Annotated in this window: 16 protein-coding genes; 8 read left to right on the forward strand and 8 right to left on the reverse strand. The window is 71.7% G+C overall.

Annotated features, from left to right (window positions below):
• Positions 1-47 precede the first annotated feature (47 nt).
• The 5 genes from ACLJQZ_RS02390 (at position 48) to groL (ending at position 5,094) form a co-directional block, all read left to right on the forward strand.
• Complete coding sequence (locus tag ACLJQZ_RS02390) at positions 48-725, forward strand: TIGR00266 family protein (protein WP_247058586.1); 678 nt, start codon at positions 48-50, stop codon at positions 723-725.
• Entirely contained in the window at positions 725-1,348 is a 624-nt protein-coding gene (locus tag ACLJQZ_RS02395) for an AIM24 family protein (RefSeq protein ID WP_410618322.1), read from the forward strand. The genes ACLJQZ_RS02390 and ACLJQZ_RS02395 overlap by 1 nt, the downstream gene beginning before the upstream one ends.
• A 112-nt stretch (positions 1,349-1,460) precedes the next feature.
• A complete protein-coding gene (locus tag ACLJQZ_RS02400; protein WP_247058582.1) occupies positions 1,461-1,667 on the forward strand; it encodes a cold-shock protein in 207 nt (68 codons plus the stop codon).
• Between the two features lie 67 nt (positions 1,668-1,734).
• Positions 1,735-3,210: a serine/threonine-protein kinase gene (locus ACLJQZ_RS02405; protein ID WP_410618323.1), complete on the forward strand. Its 1,476-nt coding sequence runs from the start codon at positions 1,735-1,737 to the stop codon at positions 3,208-3,210.
• A 255-nt stretch (positions 3,211-3,465) separates the two neighbouring features.
• On the forward strand, positions 3,466-5,094 hold the full coding sequence (gene groL / locus ACLJQZ_RS02410) for a chaperonin GroEL (protein WP_410618324.1): 1,629 nt from the start codon (positions 3,466-3,468) through the stop codon (positions 5,092-5,094).
• Positions 5,095-5,156: 62 nt separating this feature from the next.
• Here the strand turns inward: groL and ACLJQZ_RS02415 are convergent, their stop codons facing one another.
• The 3 genes from ACLJQZ_RS02415 to ACLJQZ_RS02425 all read right to left on the reverse strand — a co-directional run bounded on the left by ACLJQZ_RS02415 (position 5,157) and on the right by ACLJQZ_RS02425 (position 6,934).
• On the reverse strand, positions 5,157-5,489 hold the full coding sequence (locus ACLJQZ_RS02415) for a hypothetical protein (RefSeq protein WP_410618325.1): 333 nt from the start codon (positions 5,487-5,489) through the stop codon (positions 5,157-5,159).
• A 177-nt stretch (positions 5,490-5,666) separates the two neighbouring features.
• Positions 5,667-5,882: a PspC domain-containing protein gene (locus ACLJQZ_RS02420; protein WP_247058574.1), complete on the reverse strand. Its 216-nt coding sequence runs from the start codon at positions 5,880-5,882 to the stop codon at positions 5,667-5,669.
• Positions 5,883-6,004: 122 nt separating this feature from the next.
• Entirely contained in the window at positions 6,005-6,934 is a 930-nt protein-coding gene (locus ACLJQZ_RS02425; protein ID WP_410618326.1) for an o-succinylbenzoate synthase, read from the reverse strand.
• 74 nt (positions 6,935-7,008) lie between these two features.
• On the opposite strand from ACLJQZ_RS02425, the gene ACLJQZ_RS02430 reads away from it, so the two are divergent.
• Complete coding sequence (locus ACLJQZ_RS02430; RefSeq protein ID WP_410618327.1) at positions 7,009-9,798, forward strand: AfsR/SARP family transcriptional regulator; 2,790 nt, start codon at positions 7,009-7,011, stop codon at positions 9,796-9,798.
• A 459-nt stretch (positions 9,799-10,257) separates the two neighbouring features.
• On the opposite strand, the gene ACLJQZ_RS02435 is transcribed toward ACLJQZ_RS02430, so the two are convergent.
• Positions 10,258-11,115 carry a DUF72 domain-containing protein gene (locus ACLJQZ_RS02435; protein ID WP_410618328.1) on the reverse strand — a complete coding sequence of 286 codons (858 nt, stop codon included), beginning with the start codon at positions 11,113-11,115 and terminating at the stop codon, positions 10,258-10,260.
• Between the two features lie 277 nt (positions 11,116-11,392).
• A complete protein-coding gene (locus ACLJQZ_RS02440) occupies positions 11,393-12,154 on the reverse strand; it encodes a DUF4253 domain-containing protein (RefSeq protein ID WP_326957235.1) in 762 nt (253 codons plus the stop codon).
• A gap of 233 nt (positions 12,155-12,387) precedes the next feature.
• Between ACLJQZ_RS02440 and ACLJQZ_RS02445 the strand changes: the two genes are divergently transcribed.
• Positions 12,388-12,960, forward strand: coding sequence for a DinB family protein (locus tag ACLJQZ_RS02445; protein WP_410618329.1), 573 nt, complete (start codon positions 12,388-12,390; stop codon positions 12,958-12,960).
• A 3-nt stretch (positions 12,961-12,963) separates the two neighbouring features.
• Here ACLJQZ_RS02445 and ACLJQZ_RS02450 read toward each other — a convergent pair whose 3' ends face one another.
• Positions 12,964-14,610, reverse strand: coding sequence for a DNA repair helicase XPB (locus tag ACLJQZ_RS02450; protein WP_247058562.1), 1,647 nt, complete (start codon positions 14,608-14,610; stop codon positions 12,964-12,966).
• 89 nt (positions 14,611-14,699) lie between these two features.
• On the opposite strand from ACLJQZ_RS02450, the gene ACLJQZ_RS02455 reads away from it, so the two are divergent.
• On the forward strand, positions 14,700-15,383 hold the full coding sequence (locus tag ACLJQZ_RS02455) for a hypothetical protein (protein WP_410618330.1): 684 nt from the start codon (positions 14,700-14,702) through the stop codon (positions 15,381-15,383).
• Here ACLJQZ_RS02455 and ACLJQZ_RS02460 read toward each other — a convergent pair.
• Together ACLJQZ_RS02460 and ACLJQZ_RS02465 are read right to left on the reverse strand one after the other, a co-directional pair.
• Positions 15,380-16,768 carry an FAD-dependent oxidoreductase gene (locus ACLJQZ_RS02460; RefSeq protein ID WP_410618331.1) on the reverse strand — a complete coding sequence of 463 codons (1,389 nt, stop codon included), beginning with the start codon at positions 16,766-16,768 and terminating at the stop codon, positions 15,380-15,382. The genes ACLJQZ_RS02455 and ACLJQZ_RS02460 overlap by 4 nt on opposite strands.
• Positions 16,769-16,820: 52 nt before the next feature.
• A complete protein-coding gene (locus ACLJQZ_RS02465) occupies positions 16,821-17,786 on the reverse strand; it encodes an ABC transporter substrate-binding protein (RefSeq protein WP_410618332.1) in 966 nt (321 codons plus the stop codon).
• Positions 17,787-17,795 lie beyond the last annotated feature (9 nt).

The raw sequence follows: 17,795 nt of genomic DNA on the forward strand, positions 1-17,795 counted from the left end.
CGTGCAAGACTCTGCGTCGTCTGAGAGCACGCTTAGGGGAGAACGCAATGCAGGTCCGAGTCCGCAACCAGCCCTCTTTCGCCGTCGCCCGGCTGATGCTGGCGCCGGGGGAACCGTGCCAGGTGGAGTCCGGCGCGATGATGGCCACCAGCTACGGCGTGCAGGTCCAGTCCCAGGCGCAGGGCGGCATCATGAAGGGCCTCGGCCGCGCCTTCCTCTCCGGTGAGTCCTTCTTCATCTCCACCTTCACCGCGCCGCAGAACGGCGGCTGGGTCGACGTCGCGGCCAACCTGCCCGGCGACATCCAGACGATCACGCTCGACGGCCGCACCGGCTGGGCCGTCACCCGCGGCTGCTGGCTCGCGTCGTCGCACGGCGTGCAGACCGAGACCAAGTGGGGCGGGATGAAGAACCTGATGGGCGGCGAAGGCGGCTTTTTGACACACGCCACCGGTCAGGGCGAGCTGCTCGTCAGCTGCTACGGCGCGGTCGAGACCATGACCCTGCAGCCGGGCGAGATGGTCACCGTCGACACCGGGCACGTCGTCGCGTACGCCGACACCGTGCAATACCAGATCCGGAAGGTCGCGACCGGCATCATCCAGTCCATGAAGAGTGGTGAAGGCCTCGTCTTCGACTTCGTCGGCCCCGGCCAGATCATGACGCAGACGCGCAACCCGTCCGCGCTGATCAGCTGGATCATCTCGCACGTCCCGTCCCGCTGATGCGCGTCCAGACCCGGCACACGCCGGGCTTCGGCGTCGCCCGCGTGCTGCTCGACCCGGGCGAGGCCGTGCAGGCCGTGCCCGAAACGCTGCTCGCCAGCCGCTTCGGCGTCACCGAGACGGCGGCGGGACGCGGCGGCGTCCGCGCGGGCAAGGCGACGATGGCCGTGTACACGGCGCCGTCCGACGGCGGCTGGATCGACTTCGCGCCGCTGCGCCCCGGCGACGTCTACCCGCTGGAGCTGCGCGGCGGCACGGGCTGGTCCGTGCACCGCGAGGCCGTGCTGGTGCGGCCCTCGGCCGTCCGCCACGATCCCGGCTGGACGCCGCTGCAGCAGCTCTTCGGCGCCGACGCGGGGTTCCTCGAGCACTACAGTGGAACCGGGCCGCTCGTGCTGGCCGCGCCCGGGCCGGTGGACGCGTTCGAGCTCGCCCAGGGCGAGCTGGTCACCGTCCGGCCGGACTACCTGCTGGCCTACCCCGACACCGTGCAGTGCCGGCTGCGCGCGCTGGACCCGGGCGGCCCGCAGTCGGTGCGCACCGGGGAAGGACTGGCGGTCGACTTCGCGGGTCCCGGGACGGTGCTCGTGCATGCGCGCAACCGGCGCCTTTCCGGTGCGTGATCTTCAGACGAATTGCCCATTGCCGAGGGGAATAATTCCGGTAGCGTGATTGTCACTCGCGCCGCTGGCCTACGCTGGGCCAGCGGATCCTTGTGTGCTGAGGGAGGGCGCCGTGACTGTCGGCACCGTCAAATGGTTCAACTCGGAAAAGGGCTACGGGTTCATCGAATCGACCGAAGGACCGGACGTCTTCGTGCACTATTCCGCCATTCAGGCTGACGGATTCCGCACTTTGGACGAAGGCGATCGGGTCGAGTTCGAAGTGCAGTCCGGCCGGGACGGCAGAAGCCAGGCGGCCGACGTGCGGAAGGTGTCGTAACCACCACTGTTGACCTGTTGGGCCAACCCCCGGCAGCCGCCGAACCAGGGGCGTTAGGCTGCCGGGCGTGACAGGCGATGTGTCGGGGGACCTCACCGGTCGCCGGCTGGGCAACTACCGCATCGACGGAGTGCTCGGCAAGGGCGGCATGAGCGTGACCTACAAGGCCACCGACGTGCGCCTGGGCCGGAAAGTGGCGCTGAAGGTCATCGGCGACCACCTCGGGACCGACGCCGAGTTCCGCGAGCGGTTCGTCGACGAGGCGCGCAACACGTCCGCGATCGACCACGCCAACGTCGTGCCGCTGTACGACTTCGGCGAGCTCGACGGGATGCTCTACATCGCCATGCGCATGGTCGACGGCGGCGACCTCGCCGGCCTGATCGCCGGCGGCCCGATCGCGCCTTCGCGCACGCTGACCATGCTCGACCAGGTCGCGGACGCGCTCGACACCCTGCACAACCGTGGTCTGGTCCACCTGGACGTCAAGCCGGCCAACGTGCTCGTGACGAAGAAGGAGACCTCGCGCGAGCACGTGTACGTCGCCGACTTCGGGCTGACGCGCCGCGGCGCGACCGGCCACCGCACCCGCGGCGGCGACTTCCTCGGCTCGCCCACGTACGCGGCGCCGGAGCACCTGCGCGGCGAGCCGCTGGACGGGCGCACCGACCAGTACGCGCTCACGTGCGTCCTCTACGCCTGCCTCACCGGCAGCCCGCCGTTCAAGGGCGACGTGCCGACGGTGATCAAGGGGCACCTCAACGGCGAACCGCCCGCCATCTCCCGCGCCGTCGCGCTGCCGCCGGCGATCGACGAGGTCATCCGCAAGGGCATGGCGAAGAGCCCGGCCGACCGCTACGCCAGCTGCGTCGAGATGGTCGCGGCCGCCCGCCGCGCGCTCGGCGCCCAGGCGGCGTCGGACACCCCGCCCGGGCCGCCCGGGTCCCTGGGGACCAATCCGGGTGGAATCCCCGCGCCGCAGCGTCCTGGTCAGGTACAACAGGGACCGCACCAGACCACGGCACCGCAGCAGGGAGAGGGGGCCCCCGTGCACCCGTACGGAGGACAGCAGCAGCCCGGTTACGGGCAGCAGCCCGGACCGCAGGGCCCCGGCGGCCTTGGTGGCCCGCCGCAGGGCCCGCCCCCCGGCTACGGCTACCCGCAGCAGGGCCCGCCGCAGGGGATGCCGCCGCAGGGCCCGTACGGCTACCAGCAGCAGGGCATGCCCCCGCAGGGGCCGCCGCCCGGCTACGGCCCGCCCGGCGACCCGATGCGCCTGCGCCCCCCGATGCCCGCGGGCGGAGCGGGCGCGTTCCACCAGGCCAAGAGCGGCAACGCCAAGTGGATCTGGATCGTGCTCGGCGCGGTCGTGGTGATCGGCGTCATCGTGACGGCGATCATCCTGTTCACCGGCGGCGACAGCGGCGGCGGCAGCCAGACCACCGCGCCGAACATCCCGGTCGGCCCGGGCAACTCCCAGGGCAACCCGACGTCCTCGCTCAACGCGCCCCCGTCGTCGATCTCCATCAAGCCGAGCTCCTGAAATCGTGCGGCGCTGAGCAGGTCTTCTTGCACTCTCCCCCCGAGAGTGCTAAACACGGACTTGGCACTCGACGCCGTTGAGTGCCAAGCGTGCGGTCACCGATCGCGCGCTTGAAGGTCGGGACGGTGAGGCTGACCCCACTCGGGTCCAGTCGTCCGTCGCGGGCACCGAGCCTGGCCGAGGAAGAGTCCTGCTGCCGCCGCTGCAAAGCATTCGGCGCGGCGGTGGCGCCCAATACCGGAGGACCACACCGCAATGGCCAAACTGATCGCGTTCGACGAGGACGCCCGCCGCGGTCTTGAGCGTGGCTTGAACATCCTCGCCGACACCGTCAAGGTGACCCTCGGCCCGCGGGGCCGGAACGTCGTGCTCGAGAAGAAGTGGGGCGCGCCGACCATCACCAACGACGGCGTCTCGATCGCCAAGGAGATCGAGCTCGACGACCCGTGGGAGAAGATCGGGGCCGAGCTCGTCAAGGAAGTTGCGAAGAAGACCGACGACGTCGCGGGTGACGGCACCACCACCGCCACCGTGCTCGCCCAGGCCCTGGTCAAGGAAGGCCTGCGCAACGTCGCGGCCGGAGCCGACCCGATCAGCCTGAAGCGCGGCATCGAAGCGGCCGTCGAGGCCATCACCGAGCAGCTGCACAAGATGGCCGTCCAGATCGAGACCAAGGAGCAGATCGCTGCTACCGCCTCGATCTCGGCCGCTGACCGCACCATCGGCGAGCTGATCGCCGAGGCGCTGGACAAGGTCGGCAAGGAAGGCGTCGTCACCGTCGAGGAGAGCAACACCTTCGGTCTCGAGCTCGAGCTCACCGAGGGCATGCGCTTCGACAAGGGCTACATCTCGGGTTACTTCGTCACCGACCCGGAGCGTCAGGAAGCCGAGCTGGAGGACCCCTACATCCTCCTCTTCGGCTCGAAGATCTCCACGGTCAAGGACGTCCTGCCGCTGCTGGAGAAGGTCATCCAGTCCGGCAAGCCGCTGCTGATCATCGCCGAGGACGTCGAGGGCGAGGCCCTGGCCACCCTCATCGTCAACAAGATGCGCGGCACCTTCAAGTCCGTCGCCGTCAAGGCCCCGGGCTTCGGTGACCGCCGCAAGGCGATCCTGCAGGACATCGCGATCCTGACCGGTGGCCAGGTCATCAGCGAGGACGTCGGCCTCAAGCTGGAGAACGCCGACCTGTCGCTGCTGGGCAAGGCGCGCAAGGCCGTCATCACCAAGGACGAGACGACCATCGTCGAGGGTGCGGGCGACGCCGACCAGATCCAGGGTCGCGTCAACCAGATCCGCGCCGAGATCGAGAACTCGGACTCGGACTACGACCGCGAGAAGCTCCAGGAGCGTCTGGCGAAGCTGGCCGGCGGCGTGGCCGTCATCAAGGCCGGCGCCGCGACCGAGGTCGAGCTGAAGGAGCGCAAGCACCGCATCGAGGACGCAGTGCGCAACGCCAAGGCCGCCGTCGAAGAGGGCATCGTCGCCGGTGGTGGCGTCGCTCTCATCCAGGCTGCCGAGGCGGCCTGGGCCGGTCTGAAGCTCGAGGGCGACGAGGCCACTGGTGCCAACATCGTCAAGGTGGCCGTCGAGGCCCCGCTCAAGCAGATCGCGATCAACGCCGGCCTCGAAGGCGGCGTCGTCGTGGAGAAGGTCAAGGGTCTGCCGCAGGGTCACGGCCTGAACGCCGCCACGGGTGTCTACGAGGACCTGCTCGCCGCCGGCGTGCCGGACCCGACGAAGGTCACCCGCTCCGCGCTGCAGAACGCCGCGTCCATCGCGGCGCTGTTCCTGACCACCGAGGCCGTCGTGGCGGACAAGCCGGAGAAGGCTTCGGCCGCTCCCGCCGACCCGTCCGGTGGCATGGGTGGCATGGACTTCTGAGTTCGGTCGCTTCACCGGGAAAGCCCGGTCCGCTTCGGCGGGCCGGGCTTTTCTTATGGCCTCTACGGCTTGGTGAAGAACCAGACGGCGAAGGCGCCGACGATCACGACGCCGAGCGCGAGCACGCCGAGGCCCCCGAGCCAGGCGGTGCTCGCTTCTTCCGCTTCCAGCGCGACGACGATCGCGCCGATCCCGGTGAGCAGGATCCAGATCGCCGCCGCCGCGGCGGTGTAGAGCACGGTCCTGGTGACGGTCGCGCTGCCGGTGTCGTTGAAGGCGAGCGCGAAGAAGGCGGCGAAGGCGGTCAGCCCCAGTCCGGCGAGCAGGTAGAGCCCACCCAGGACCCCGACGACGACCTTCGCGGCCGTCCGGCCGGCGGTGTTCCCTTGATCCACGACCGCGAACCCTAACCCCTCGAACGGGGTTCGCGGAGGGCATTTCGGCCGGTCAGCCTAGCCGCCTACGCCGAACGGCACACGCAGACGTCCCCTTGGCGTCCGGGCCGTTCGGCGGCACACCCCGTGATCGTCCGGCGGGCACCGGTTCCCCCTGCGAACCGGCGCCCGCCCCGGTCAGGAGTCTTCTTCGGGCGTCAGAATCGCGGCGGCGACGTAGATCGGGATGGCGATCCCGACGGAGAGGAAAACGGCGGCGACGAGCCCGATGCGCAGCACGTTCGCGTCGATGCCGAGGTACTGGGACCAGCCACCGCAGACGCCGGTGAGCATCTTGTCGGTGCGGCTGCGGCGGACCTTCTTGGTTTCCGGGGTGTACACGCTGTTCGTCATGCACCAATGTTCGCCCGGCGGGGGCCCGGCCCACATCGGGAAGGGCCCGGATCCCGACCCTGAACTCGGCCTCGGGGTCACCGGTCGTGAGTGTTTAGGGCGGTTCTAACCGCCCTAAACACTCACGACAAGCCGCGGACCCTCGCCAGCCGGGCTTCCCACGCGGCCTGGACGTCGGCCGAGGCCGCGTACGCCTCTGTCGGCTCCGGCGGCCTGCGCGGCACTGGGAGGTAACCGTCCACAGGGGACAGCGGGTTCGCGCAGACGTCGCCTTCCAGCAACGAGATCGTGCCCAGGCCGCACGCGAACTCCAGCTCCGGGAGGGCGCCGGCCAGGGCCAAGCCCGCGGCCAGGCCGACGCTCGTCTCCACCGCCGACGACACCACGCACGGCAAGCCGCACGCCTCGGCGACTTCCAGCGCCCGGCGGACGCCGCCGAGGGGGGAGACCTTCAGCACCGCGATGTCCGCCGCTCCGGCGACCGCGACCTTCAGCGGATCCTCCGCGCGGCGGATCGACTCGTCCGCGGCGATGCGGACCGACACCCGGCGGCGGACCGCGGCGAGGTCGTCGATCGTCGGGCACGGCTGTTCCGCGTACTCCAGGCCGCCCGCCGCCTTGTCGAGGTCGTCGATCGCGCGGACCGCGGTGTCGACGTCCCACGCCGTGTTGGCGTCGACGCGGATCGCGCCGCCCGGGCCGAGCGCGTCGCGGACCGCCTCCACCCGGGCACAGTCGTCCGCCAGTGACGAGCGGGGGTCCGCGACCTTCACCTTGGCCGTGCGGCAGCCGGACGCGCTGACCAGCTCGTACGCCTTCTCCGGACCGACCACCGGCACCGTCGTGTTCACCTCGACGCGGTCGCGGACCGGCGCCGGCCAGCCCGTTTCGCTTGCTTCGACGGCCGCGTGCAGCCACGGCAGGCTCTCGGCGTCCGAGTAGTCGGCGAACGGGCAGAACTCGCCCCAGCCCGCCGGGCCGGGCAGCAGGACGCCCTCACGGACCGTGATGCCGCGGAAGCGGTTGCGCAGGGGAATCGCGTACACCTTCATCAACGCCGATCATGCCACCGTCCCGCGTTTCGCGATCGGGTGCCGATCTGCGCGTTTCCGGACAGAATGGGCCGGTGGTCCTCGATTTCCGCCTGCTGGGCCCGGCCGAGGTCACGGCCGACGGCCGCCCGGTGCCGCTCGGGGGGAGCCGGCCGCTGATCGTGCTGGCCGGGCTGCTGCTGCGCGCCAACCGCGTCGTGCCGGTCGACGAGCTGGGCCGGTGGCTGTGGAACGACGACCGCCGCCGGTCCAAGGGCGCGCTCCAGACGTACGTGCTGCGCCTGCGCCGCGCTCTCGGTGACCAGGTCTCGATCCGCACCGAGAGCGGCGGCTACCTGATCGAGGTCGACGACGACCTGCTCGACCTGTCGCGGTTCCGCGCCCTCGCCGCCCGGGGCCAGGCGGCGCTGGACGGCGGCGAAAGCCGGCAGGCGGCGGCGCACTTCGCCGACGCGCTGGCGCAGTGGCGCGGCCCGGCGCTGCTGAACGTCGAGTCCGACGCGCTGCACCGCGACGAAGCCGGCCAGCTCGCCGAAGAACGCCTGCGCGTGCGCGAACTGTGGGCCGACGCGCTGCTCGAAGCCGGCGAATACGGCACCGTCGTCCTCGAACTGACCCGGCTGACCAGGGAAAACCCGCTGCGCGAGCGGCTGCACGAACAGCTGATGGTCGCGCTCTACCGCTCGGGCCGCCAGGCCGAGGCGCTGGACGTCCACCGCCGGATCAGCGGGGTGCTGGCCGATGAGCTCGGGCTGGACCCCGGCCCGTCGCTGCAGCGCACCCGGCAGGCGATCCTGACCGGCACCGACGCCGCCGAACCCGCGCGCTACCGCCTCGGCGTCGAACCGCTGGTGCCGCACCAGCTGCCCGCCGACCCGCGGACGTTCGCCGGCCGCGAGAGCGACCTCAAGGCGTTGCACGCGCTGCTGCCGGAGGCGCTCGACGCCGACGCGTCGACGCCCATCGCGTCCGTCGAAGGCATGGGCGGCATCGGCAAGACGACGCTCGCGGTGCACTTCGCGCACGAGATCGCCGACCGCTTCCCCGGCGGGCAGATCCACCTCAACCTGCGGGGGTACGGGCCCGGCGAGCCGGTCGAGCCGGCGGCGGCGCTGGAGGCGATGCTCACCGCGCTCGGCGTCCCGTGCGAGCAGATCCCGGCCGACCTCGACGGCCGCGCGGCGAGCTGGCGGACGCACACCGCCGGGCGGCGGCTGCTGATCGTCCTCGACAACGCCAACCGCACGGAACAGGTGCGGCCGCTGCTGCCCGGGCCGGGCTGCCTGGTCCTGATCACCAGCCGCTGGCAGCTGCGGGCTCTGGTCGCGACGCACGGCGCCCGGCGCGTCGCGCTGGCGGAGCTCGGCGCGGAGGACGCGGTCGAGCTGCTCGCGTCCACGATCGGCCTCGAACGGGTGGCGCGCGACCCGGCGGCGACCGAACGGTTCGTGCGGTACTGCGGCGGGCTGCCGCTGGCGATCCGGATCCTCGCCGTGCGGGCGGCGCAGTTCCCCGGCCTGCCGCTCGACGAGTTCGTCGACTCCCTCGAAAGCGAGCACGACCTGCTCGGCTCGTTCGACCTCGCCGACGGCGACGGCACCAACATCCGTTCGGTGTTTTCGTACTCCTACCAGGCACTCGAGCCGTCGGCGGCGCGGTTGCTGCGGCTGCTCGGGCTGTCCACCGGCGTCGACTTCAGCGTGCCCGCGGCGGCCGCCGTCGCCGGTCTGGACCTGACGCGGACCCGGCCGGTGCTCACGACGCTGGCGGCCGCGCACCTGCTCGCCCAGCCGCGGCCGGGCCGCTACCAGTTCCACGACCTGATCCGTGCGTACGCGGGTGAAGCCGCGGAGCAGGTCGACACCGCGGAGGAGCGCGACGCCGCGCTCGACCGGCTGCTCGGCTGGTACCTGGCGTCGGCGTTCAACGCGTCCCGGCGGATGCGGCCCGAGCGCTACTACCGGCTGCTGGAGCCGGCCGGTCTCGGCGGCTTGACGTTCGCCGAGTACCACGACGCGCTCGACTGGTTCGACGAAGAGGCCGGCAACCTGATCGCCGCGGTGCACCTGGCGCGGCGACGGCGGCGAGACGACGTCTGCTGGAAGCTCGCCTGGCTGCTGCAGAGTTATTTCGGGACGCGCTCGCGGCTGGACGACTGGCGTTCGGTGTTCGGGGTGGCGCTGGAAGCCGCGCGGGACGGCGGCCACCGGCCGGGCGAGGCGGGCATCCTCAGTGGACTCGGCGTGGTCAACGGCGTGGTGCGGCAGTACGACGAGTCGCGGCACTACCTGGAACGGGTGCTGGTGATCCAGCGCGAACTCGGTGCGCGGGAGGGCGAAGCGCGGGCGCAGTACAACCTGGCGCTGGCGGCGCACAACCTGGACGACTACGCCGGGGCGTACGAGCACGGCATGCGGGCGCTGGAGATCGTCCGCGAGCTGGGGATGGGCGCGTTCGAGGCGAGTGTGCTGCGGGCACTGGGCGACATCTGCACGTCGATGGGCGACCACGAGCAGGCCCTGGAACTGGCCGACGCGGCACTGGCGATCCCCGGCCCGGACGGCCGCCCGGTCGACACCCGGTTCACGCAGCACACGCGCGGCCTGGCCCTGCTCGGCCTCGGCCGGCTCGCCGAGGGCATCGCGTGCATCAGCGAATCGGTGGAGATGTTCTTCACCATGGGTGAGCACTACGAGGCCGCGGACGTGCTGTCCCAATTGGGCACGATCCACCTGCGGCACGGGGACGGGGCGCTGGCCCGGGAGTGCTGGGTGCGGTCGGCGCGGCTGCTGACGGAGCTGGGCCATCCGGACGCGGACGACGTACGCGCCAAGCTGGCGGCGCTGGTGGGCGCTTCGAGCTGAGGCGCTTCCGGCGGGGAGTCGCCTGCTGGGCGGGGTTCTGTGGTCGCGGCGGCGGCTCGGTGGCCGGTGGCGGCGCGGCCCGTGCGCTATCGATGCGTCGCGCGGAGTTCTTGGCCGGCTTCACCTGCTCGGCGGGGTTCTCCTCGGCCACGGTGGTGCACGTCTGCGCGTGGGGCCACTGCGCGGCCGAGTTCCGCGGGTGGACCGGGCTCCTGCCTGGCGGGGGAGGCACTGCCTGGCGAGGTTCTGTGGTGCGGAAGTCCGTGCGAGGGCGAGTGGTCAGCAAGCGGCGTGGGCTGTGCTGCTCACGGCGGGGACCTGCTCGGCGCGGTTCGCGATGGTGCCGGCGGTTGCGTCAGCTGGATGGCTGCGCGCGTGCGGGCGGACCGCTCGCGTGCTGACCCCCAGTCGCGGCACGCGAGGCGGTCCCGCCCGCTTTGTCATCCAAGACCGGGGCGCTCACTGTCCACTCACTGTCTTGTTCGCGGGCTCGACGCCGAGCAGGTCGGCGAGGGCCTGCGCGTTGCGCGGCGCCTCCACTTTGGCGTCGTTGTCGAAGTAGACGTGGACGTCTCGCTTGCCGTCGTCGTGCCAGGTGCGGATCTTCTCCGCCCACTCGCGCAGGGCCCGGTCCGAGTAGCCGCTGACGTACAGCTCCTCGGCGCCGTGGAGGCGGACGTAGGCGAAGCCGGCGGTCTGGTCTTCGAGGAACGGCCACTTGCCCGCCGTGTCGGCGACCACCAGGGCGATCCCGTGGTCCCGCAGCAGCTTCTTCGCCGCGGGCTCCGCGAAGCTCGGGTGGCGGACCTCCAGCGCGTGCCGCAACGGCCTGCGCTTCCCCGGCTCCAAGTACGGCTTCGCCTTCAGCTTGTCGTCGTGCTTCGCCGCCAGCTCGGCCGCGTCCGTTGTGGTGCGTGGGAGGAGGGCGAAGAAGTTCGCGAGGCGGTCGGGGTCGAACGTGAGCCGTGGTGGTAGCTGCCAGAGGAACGGCCCCAGCTTCGCGCCGAGTGCGAGCACACCGGACGCGTAGAAGTTGGCCAGCGAGGTCTCGACGTCGCGCAGCTGCTTCATGTGCGTGATGAAGCGGCCGCCCTTCACCGCGAAGAGGAAGTCCGACGGCGTCTCGTCGAACCACGCGCGGAAGCGCTCCGGTCGCTGCAGCGAGTAGAACGAGCCGTTGAGCTCGACCGCGTTCAGCTGCCGCGACAGGTATTCGAGCTCGCGGCGCTGCGCCAGGCCCGGCGGGTAGAAGTCGCCGCGCCACGGCGGGTAACGCCACCCCGATGTCCCGATCCGGATTTCGGCGATCGTTCTCACCGCCTTCCCGCGGTGCGTGATGCCCGTTCGCCGGGCCGCCCAAACGCGCCCCTGCGGCCGCCGTCCGGACCGGTGGACCGCCGGCCGGGACAGCTGACCCAACTTCGCGGACGGCCGTCTCACCGGGCCTTTGACGCGCTTGCTCATCGCGCCGCCCCACGCCGGACACCCGCGCCGCGCCCGCGGGCCGCGGGCCGCCGTGGGCGTGCCCGGCGCGCGGGCCGCGGCGACGAGGATCCGGCGGCGAGGTGCCCGGAACGGTTGCCACTGCTCGGTTTCACGCCCAGGAGAACCGCCAGTGCCGGGCCTGCACCAGGTCCGACGCGTACTCGCGCAGGTTGCCCGGCTGGGCCGCGAACGTCGGCAAGCTGAACGCCCGGTGCTCCGCCGCCACCGACAGCGCCCTCGCCTGGTTGCGGGGTGGGGCCGACACCGACAGTTCGATCGCGTCGAAGCCCAGCACCACCAGCGTCGCCCCGAAGCGCTCTTCCCAGCTGCGCAGCACCGCCGACAGCTCGGCGACCTGGTCGGTGCACTTGATCATGCCCGTCCAGCCCAGCAGGGCCGGGATGTCCGCGGGCCGCTCGGTCTGGACCAGGCCGAGCCGGTGCGGGGCGCGGGTGGCCAGGATCGAGCCCGTGTTGCCCGCCTCGGCCAGCGGGTCGGACCGGCGCGGGCTGCGCTTGGCCAGCCCGGGGAACTTCGCGCTGAAGGGGCGCAGGCAGGCGCCGTCACAGCAGGAGCCGTCCCACCAGCGGTCGAGCACGCTCAACGCGTCGGCCGAGGCGACCCGGTGGCCGGCCGGGGCGAGCCGGCCGCGGTCGTCGATCCAGTCCTCGCCGTTGGCCGCGAAGCGCTGGTCGTGCGGGATCAGCACCGGCCACAGCCCGGACCGCTCGAACTCGGCCACGCAGCCCAGATAACGCTCGGGCCGGGTCAGCGGCAGGTCGGACACCCACAGCCGGCCGTGCCACGCCCCCGGTGGCAGGGTCTGGACCGGCGGCGCGGGCGTACCGGGGCGGAGCGGTGCGATCGTCATGACGTCCCCTCGAACTTGTGTTCGGCTGTACTCGTCGAACAGTAGTTCGAGGGTCTGACAATTTCCAGCGTCCGGCCCGCTCATCCGTTCGGGTGAATCCGGAAAAGTGCAGGTCAGGGCGCTGAGTGAGACGTCTGTGGCGGAAGTTGTTCCTGTGACGATCCACTGGGCCGAACGGGGACGCGCCGACCGCCGAACGCGCGGGGTGCGCCCGTTGGTGCAGGCTGGAACCCGTGATCGACGACTTCGCGAAGGACTACCTGCACAGCGACCTGCGAGAGATCCGTGAGGAGATGCTCGGGAAGCTCGACGGGCTGTCCGAGTACGACGTCCGGCGCCCGCTGACCGCCACCGGGACCACCCTGCTCGGCCTGGTCAAGCACCTGGCGGTGGGCGAGGCCCGGTACTTCGGCGAGGTCTTCGGCCGGCCGTCGCCCGACGCCGTCCCGCGGTGGGACGACCTCGAGCGGCGCGGCACCGACATGTGGGCGACCGAGCACGAGACGCGCGCGGACGTCATCGGCCGCTACCGGCGCGTCTGGGCGCACTCCGACGCGACGATCGCGGCGCTGCCCATCGACGCGCCCGGCCACGTGCCCTGGTGGCCGCGGCCGGACGTCAAGCTGTTCAACGTCCTGGTCCACGTGCTCACCGAGACCGGCCGGCACGCCGGGCACGCCGACGTCCTGCGTGAGCACCTGGACGGCACGCCGCCGGCGGACAGCGGGCGCGACCAGGCGTTCTGGGCGGCGCGGTGTGCGGAGGTGGACCGGGCGGCGCGGGCCGCCGCTCCGGTCGCCCCCTGAGCGTCAGAGCGGCCGGAGCAGGTCGTCCGCGTCGACGATGTGGTAGGCGTACCCCTGCTCGGCCAGGAACCGCTGCCGGTGCGCCGCGTACTCCGTGTCGACCGTGTCGCGCGAGACGATCGAGTAGAAGTGCGCCTGCCGCCCGTCGCCCTTGGGCCGCAGGAGCCGGCCGAGCCGCTGGGCTTCCTCCTGCCGGGAGCCGAACGTGCCCGAGATCTGGATCGCCACCGACGCCTCGGGCAGGTCGATCGAGAAGTTCGCCACCTTCGACACGACGAGCGTGCGGATCTCGCCGCGGCGGAACTTGTCGAACAGCTCCTCGCGCTCCTTGTTCCGGGTGGAGCCCTGGATCACCGGCGCGTCGAGCTCGTCGCCGAGCATCTCCAGCTGGTCGAGGTAGGCACCGATGACCAGGGTCGGCTCGCCCGCGTGCTTCGCGACGATCGACTTGATCACCGGCGTCTTGGTCATCGCCGTCGCCGCCAGCTTGTAGCGCTCGTCGGCCTCGGCCGTCGCGTAGCCGAGGCGCTCGGCGTCGGTCAGCGTCACGCGAACCTCGGTGCACTCCGCCGGCGCGATCCAGCCCTGCGCCTCGATGTCGCGCCACGGCACGTCGTAGCGCTTCGGCCCGATCAGCGAGAAGACGTCGCCCTCGCGGCCGTCTTCGCGCACCAGCGTCGCCGTCAGCCCGAGGCGACGGCGCGACTGCAGGTCCGCGGTCATCCGGAACACCGGCGCGGGCAGCAGGTGGACCTCGTCGTAGACGACCAGGCCCCAGTCGCGCGAGTCGAACAGCTCCAGGTGCCGGTACTCGCCCTTGGTCTTGCGGGTGACCACCTGGTACGTCGCGATGGTGACCGGCCGGACTTCCTTCTTCTCGCCGGAGTACTCGCCGATCTCCTCTTCGGTCAGCGACGTCCGCGCGATGAGCTCGCGCTTCCACTGCCGCCCGGCGACGGTGTTCGTCACCAGGATCAGCGTCGTGGCCTGCGCTTTCGCCATGGCGGCCGCGCCGACCAGGGTCTTGCCGGCGCCGCAGGGGAGCACGACGACGCCGGAGCCGCCCGCCCAGAAGGCTTCGGCGGCCATCCGCTGGTAGTCGCGCAGCTGCCAGTCCGTCTCGTCGAGCGCGATCGGGTGCGCTTCGCCGTCGACGTAGCCGGCGAGGTCCTCGGCCGGCCAGCCGACCTTGAGCAGCGCCTGCTTGAGCCGCCCGCGCTCGGACGGGTGCACGAGCACGGTGTCGTCGTCGATCTTCGCGCCCAGCATCGGGCTGATCTTCTTGTTGCGCGAGACCTCGGTGAGCACCGCGCGGTCGGTGGTGGACATCACCAGCCCGTGCGCGGGGTGGTTGGCGATCTGCAGCCGCCCGAAGCGGCCCATCACGTCGACGACGTCGATCAGCAGCGGCTGGGGCACGGGGAAGCGCGAGTACGTCGTCAGCGCGTCGACGACCTGCTCGGCGTCGTGGCCCGCGGCGCGGGCGTTCCACAAGGCCAGCGGCGTGATCCGGTAGGTGTGGACGTGCTCCGGGGCGCGTTCGAGCTCGGCGAACGGCGCGATCGCGACGCGCGCGTCGTCGGCCTGGGGGTTGTCGACCTCCAGGAGCACGGTCTTGTCGGACTGGACGATCAGCGGGCCATCAGTCACAACTACTGTTATACGTGCCTCGCTCCGGCCCGCTCCGTTCGCGGGTCCGCCGGTGGGACGATATGCCGAGGGGATCACTGGAGGGCACGTTGACCACACCACCGTCCGACGACAACCCGTTCCGGACGCCGGACTACGCGACGCCGTCCGTGCCGATGCCGGCGGCCCCGATGCCCGGGGGACCGATGCCGGGGATGCCAATGCCGGGGATGCCGGGAATGCCGCAGCGGCCGGGGATCCCGCACTGGTTCAGCGTGAAGGTGCGGATCACGCTGATCGCGTGCGTCGTCGCCGCGCTGGGGCTGGGCGCGCTGGGGGCGATGAGCATCGTCTGGATCCACCAGGCCGGGCCGCCGTCGGACGGCGAGTGCCTCTACCTGACGCGCGAGAGCGGCGAGCAGCTCGCCTACCACCGCGTCGGCTGCGGCGAGAACAGCGCGACGTTCAAGGTGGACGACAGCTACCGCGGGACGTTCAGCTGCGGGGCGAGCGACGACTACGTGCGGTTCCAGATCAGCGGCTCCGGCACCGACCGGACCCTCTGCCTCGCGTTGAACGTCAGCACCGGCGACTGCCTGCGCGACATCGACGACGACGCCGCGGTCGCCAAAGTCGGCTGCACCGACCCGACGGCGCAGCTGCGCGCCGAGGTCGTCTCCGGCTACGGCGTCACGGACCCCGAAGAAGCCTGCGGCGACGCCGAGAAGGCCCTGAAGTACACCGGTCCGCCGCGCCGGATCGTCTGCCTGCGCCAGACCGGCGAGAACATCTAACCGAACCACCGGCCCAGCTCGGCAGGATCGACGGCGTACCCGTCCGGCCGGACGAGCAGCTGCCGGCCGCGGTACTCGCTGTCGGCGGTGGTCGCGTGCACGACGTCGGCCTGCCCGGTGAAGCCGGCCGGTTCCGGGTGGTCGCCGAGGTCGAGCAGCAGGCCGCGGCCGCGGTGCAGCAGCGCCGACAGCCGCGTCGGGCCGGCCGCCGTCGTCAGGTCGAGGTCCGGGACGCGGTGCGCGCCCGGGTAGCCCAGGGCGAGCCCGGACATCAGCCCGCTGAAGTAGCGGTTCCCGTCCGGCGTCCGCATCAGGTCGACGACGATCTCGTGCAGCGCCTCGACGTTCTCGCCGCGGTCCGGCGTCGTGAAGACGCGCTGCGCGGCCGTGTGCCGCAGCACCCGGGCCGCGGCCGGGTGGCGTTCGTCGTGGTAGCTGTCGAGCAGCCCGGCCGGCGCCGTGCCGCGCACGGTCGCGGCCAGCTTCCAGCCGAGGTTCATCGCGTCCTGGACGCCGAGGTTGAGCCCCTGGCCGCCGAGCGGCGGGTGGATGTGCGCGGCGTCGCCCGCGAAGAGCACGCGGCCGTGGCGATAGCGCTCCAGCTGCCGTGTGGCGTCGTTGAACCGTGATGCGCCGCGGAGTTCGCCCAAGCGCGTCTCGTCGCCGTAGAGGGCTGTCAGGGCCTCGGTGACCTCAGCGCCGGTCACCGGCGCGTCGCGGCCCGGCTGGGTCGTCGTGGTGCCGAAGACGAACCGGTGGGTGCCGTCGCCGAGCGGGGTGAGCATCGCCCAGTGGCCGTTCGCCTGCCGCGTCACCTCGCTGAAGTGCGCCATCCGTGGCGGGACGAGGGCGGACGCCGCCGCGAGCCGGATGTGCGCGAGCGTGGCGACGTAGGTCTCGGTGCGGCCGGGGAACGGCAGCCCGAGCCGCTTGCGGACGGTGCTGTGCGCGCCGTCGCAGGCCACCAGCCAGCGCGCGCGGAGCCCGTCGACGGTGACGCCGTCGTCGTCGGCCTCGACGGCGGTCACCTCGAACCCGCGCCGGAGCACCGCGCCGTGCTTGACGGCGTGCTCGGCCAGCATCGCCTCGACGTCGTCCTGGCTCCGGTTGAGCACCCGCGGGTGGCGGGTGCGCCAGACGCTGTGGTCGAGCGCGACCGGCAGCCCGGCGAAGTGGCCGCTCGGGCCCTCGAGCGTCCGGTCGGCCGGGTCCAGACCACGCAGGTCCAGCAGCTCGGCGGTCCGCGGCTGCAGGCCGACCGGCCGTGGCAGGCCCGGCCCGTCGCGGCGGTCCAGGACCGTGACGGAAACCCCGGCCAGCGCGAGTTCGGCGGCGGTCGTCAGGCCGGCGGGTCCGGCGCCGATCACAAGGACGTCTATGGGCACTCCTAAAGTAGACTGAGTGCAAAAGTAGACCAAGTGCAGAGTTCGGCGAAACCTAATAAGTGTTCTGGTCGGGGAGCAGGGACTGAACGTCGAGGCGGTCGGCCAGCTGGCCCGAGTTGTGCATCAGGTCCGCGACGCGCTGCAGCCGGATGCCGTTGAGCGACGCCGGGTACGAGCCCAGCGAGATGAGCGCGGCCGTCGTCGTGTCGATGTCGGAGAACTTCGGGAGCGAGTCGCGGACGATCGCCGGGTCGGTCGCGCTCTGCTGGGCCGCGCTCAAGGCCTTGCGGAACTCCGCGAGCGTGCGCGGGTTGGCCTGCGCGAACGGCTTCGCGGCGGCGTAGCCGGACAGCGGGAAGCCGAGGGTCGCGCCGCGGGCGCCGTCGGCGAGGATGTGCGCGCCCAGGTCCTTCTCGGCGCGGGTGATGTACGGCTCGATCATCAGCGCCGCGTCCGCGTCGCCCGCTTGGAGCGTCTGCGGCATCCGGTCGAACGGCACCTGCTTGAACTTGATCTTGGCGACGTCGACGCCGGCGGTGCCCAGCACCGAGCGCGCGGCGAGCGCGCCGACGTCGTCGAGTGCGTTCACCGCGATCTCCGGGGCCTTTTTGGCGGTCGGCACCGTGTAGTCGGAACCCGGCAACGTGACCAACGCCATGGTGTTCGGGCCGGACGTGTACGCCTCGCCCTGGAGCTGCAGCGCCGCCCCGCCCGCCGCGGCGCGGAACATCGCGATGTCACTGGCGAACGTGACGTCGAGATCACCGGCCGCGACCTTGGCCAGCCCGTCGTCGGCGCCCAGCTCCACCAGCTGCACGTTCAGGCCCGCCGAGCCGAACTTCCCGGCGTTCACGGCGATGCGCAGCGGGGCCGTGTCGATGGCGTTGCCCACACCGACACGCAGAGTGGTCCGTTCCAATGGCGGTGGCGCGGCCGTCGAACCGGAATTGAACAGGCTGCAGCCCGCGGTCGCCAGCAGCGCCGCTACCAGCGGAATCGTCCATCCGCGTCTGATCATGAACCGCCA

Origin of the sequence: Amycolatopsis sp. cmx-8-4 (genome assembly GCF_046548675.1) — a bacterium.
Taxonomy (GTDB): domain Bacteria; phylum Actinomycetota; class Actinomycetes; order Mycobacteriales; family Pseudonocardiaceae; genus Amycolatopsis.

What these genes read in the sequence shown, in the direction of transcription:
- ACLJQZ_RS02390 (WP_247058586.1), top strand. Translation starts at nt 48, where the DNA reads ATGCAGGTCCGAGTCCGCAACCAGCCCTCTTTCGCCGTCGCCCGGCTG.
- ACLJQZ_RS02395 (WP_410618322.1), top strand. Translation starts at nt 725, where the DNA reads ATGCGCGTCCAGACCCGGCACACGCCGGGCTTCGGCGTCGCCCGCGTG.
- groL (WP_410618324.1), top strand. Translation starts at nt 3,466, where the DNA reads ATGGCCAAACTGATCGCGTTCGACGAGGACGCCCGCCGCGGTCTTGAG.
- ACLJQZ_RS02420 (WP_247058574.1), bottom strand. Translation starts at nt 5,882, where the DNA reads ATGACGAACAGCGTGTACACCCCGGAAACCAAGAAGGTCCGCCGCAGC.
- ACLJQZ_RS02425 (WP_410618326.1), bottom strand. Translation starts at nt 6,934, where the DNA reads ATGAAGGTGTACGCGATTCCCCTGCGCAACCGCTTCCGCGGCATCACG.
- ACLJQZ_RS02440 (WP_326957235.1), bottom strand. Translation starts at nt 12,154, where the DNA reads ATGACGATCGCACCGCTCCGCCCCGGTACGCCCGCGCCGCCGGTCCAG.
- ACLJQZ_RS02465 (WP_410618332.1), bottom strand. Translation starts at nt 17,786, where the DNA reads ATGATCAGACGCGGATGGACGATTCCGCTGGTAGCGGCGCTGCTGGCG.